4 protein-coding genes are annotated in these 2160 nt (G+C 62.1%); 1 reads left to right on the forward strand and 3 read right to left on the reverse strand.

What is annotated here, in order from left to right; genetic code table 11:
* Window positions 1-42: 42 nt before the first annotated feature.
* Genes EOC06_RS28680 through EOC06_RS28690 form a run of 3 tightly spaced genes read right to left on the reverse strand, consistent with a single transcriptional unit; the run spans window position 43 to window position 1203 of the window.
* Complete coding sequence (locus EOC06_RS28680) at window positions 43-276, reverse strand: hypothetical protein (RefSeq protein WP_128309387.1); 234 nt, start codon at window positions 274-276, stop codon at window positions 43-45.
* Between the two features lies 1 nt (window position 277).
* Window positions 278-496 (reverse strand): hypothetical protein, encoded by a 219-nt coding sequence (locus tag EOC06_RS28685; protein WP_128309388.1) that lies wholly within the window; start codon window positions 494-496, stop codon window positions 278-280.
* A complete protein-coding gene (locus EOC06_RS28690; protein ID WP_128309389.1) occupies window positions 493-1203 on the reverse strand; it encodes a glycoside hydrolase family 108 protein in 711 nt (236 codons plus the stop codon). The genes EOC06_RS28685 and EOC06_RS28690 overlap by 4 nt, the downstream gene beginning before the upstream one ends.
* A 244-nt stretch (window positions 1204-1447) precedes the next feature.
* Here EOC06_RS28690 and EOC06_RS28695 point away from each other — a divergent pair, with 244 nt between their 5' ends.
* A complete protein-coding gene (locus tag EOC06_RS28695) occupies window positions 1448-2158 on the forward strand; it encodes an FkbM family methyltransferase (RefSeq protein WP_128309390.1) in 711 nt (236 codons plus the stop codon).
* Window positions 2159-2160: the final 2 nt, after the last annotated feature.

The following is a 2160-nucleotide window of genomic DNA, read 5'->3' on the forward strand; positions in this document are numbered from 1 at the left end:
ACCCGCCTGATGTGGTGCAGCCGGCCAGCAGCAGCGAGAGCGCTATGATTTTGACCATCTGGCCAGCCTCCCCCTGTTGTCGTCCGGCGCCCGGCCGGCGACGGCATCGTCGATCTTCTGGGCTTCGGTGCGCGCCGCGGCGTCGGCGGCATCCTGCCTGGCCTTCTGGCTGGCCTTGCCCTTGGCATAGGCTGTCCAGGCACAGGCAAGCGCGGCGCCAATTGCCAGAAGATACGGCCAGGCCTGGCCAAGCAGCGCGAGGGCGAGTGTTCCCATCTCATGTCTCCCTGGCCGGCGGCGCGACCATGCCGCGCGGCCCGTCACGCACCGCGTTGATGATGATCTTGGCAAGGGCAATGGCGCCGCTGATCTGAAGCGCAGTGCGGTCGCTCACGCCGAGCAGCGTCCAGTCGAAGCCGGCGAGCGCGCCGCCGCAGATGATGGCGATCAGCGTGTTGAGGAGATTGTGCAGCGCATTGGTGTTGAACCATCTCATCGAAACAGGCTCCCGAAAAGAGCGGCGACCTGATGCCGGAAGGCAGCGAGCGCTCCGGCCAGGAGAACGAGGATGCCGGCCGCGGCAGCCGCCTTGCCGCCGGGCGCCGGCGGCACGGGCTGGATCGACGACGCCCCATTGGGCGATGTTTCGACCCTGGGCGGCGGCGACGCGGTCACCGGCGCCGCGGGGCGCTGCGCCGACATCAGCAGGGCCTGAACCCGCACCGACCTGACCCGATCGGACCAGCCGCGACCGAATGTTGCCCATGTCGGCAACCGCTTGAGGAACGCCAGCCGCGCATCGCAAAGCGCATCGATGGTCACACCGGCCGGCTTTGCCTTGGCCGCCGCGACGGTGACCGGTCCGATCCGCCCGTCCTGCGCAACGCCGACGGCCGCCTGCAAATATATGGCCGCCCGGCCAGGCCCGCTGTTGACGGCGAAATCGAACACAGCGTGGTCGACGCCATCGGGCAATTCGGCGCCGAGCACAGCGTCCCAGTAGAAGCGGCGATAGACGGTGGCGACCTGCGCGTCGCTGATCGCACGCAGATCCGCCTTCGTCGCGTCGGCCTTCACATAACGACGGAAGCTGGCAAGCGTCACGCCCTTCATGGTGGCGCCGCCGGGATCAGCCGGATTGTCCGACCACCCGCCTTCCGATTTGAGAACAAGCGCAAGCGCCCGCGCGAAGTTGCGGTCCATGGTGGTTCCTTTCGTGATTGAACTATGGTCGGGGAGACCGTCGGAGGAACCTCACGGTCAAGGAAATGCGAGGCGGGAAAACGCGGGCGCTTCAGTCGATGTGCAGAGCGATGCGATGATCAGGAGTCCGCAATCGGAGAAGACCTTGAATCGGGCAAGCCCTGGATATGAGTCACGCACCTTGCCAGAGGCAGGGCCGGCGCGTTTACTTTCGGCTGCTGATTCCAGCTCGTAAGGAGCCGAGATGATCTTGGAAGCTATCCGGAACGTGCGCGATGTTGGCTTTGAAATTCTTACCGCCGGCAGAAGAACGGTAACAGTCCGGAACATCACCCTGTCTTTGGATACCGTCTCCCGCCGCATGCGGTACGTGATGGCCAGAGGTTACGAGGATCAAGATGCGGCTCTGGCTTCGCGCTTTTTGAGTCGCCACGACAAGGTTCTGGAGGCCGGTAGCGCGATCGGCTTCATGGCGTTGAACTGCATGATCGACATCGGCATCGAAGACTACTGCATGGTTGAGGCAAACCCGCGTCTGGAGGCATCCATGAGGGAGAATTTTCGCCTCAATAGGATCAGCCTGCCCGTTCTCAAGACCGTCGCTGTCGGTCCATCCGACGGCTCTATCAGTTTCGGTATCAGCCAGAATTTCTGGTCATCCAGCGCACTACGTCGGGACAACGAAGCTGAACGGCTCACCGTACCTATGCTCTCAATCCCGACAATCATTTCAGACCTTCCGTTCAAGCCAAATGTCTTGATCATGGATATCGAAGGTGCCGAAACGAGCATTCCGCCGAACCATTTTGAGCTATTTGAAAAGCTGATTATCGAGTTCCACCCCAAGTTGACGGGTCATGCCGAAGCGCGAGAGTTGGAGCGGAACATAACCAGGCGTGGATTTACAGAGTTAGACCGAACTGGGGGAACAATCGCGTTTATAAAGGCGCAGTGATA

This window comes from Mesorhizobium sp. M7A.F.Ca.MR.362.00.0.0 (assembly GCF_004023175.1).
Taxonomy (GTDB): Bacteria; Pseudomonadota; Alphaproteobacteria; order Rhizobiales; family Rhizobiaceae; genus Mesorhizobium.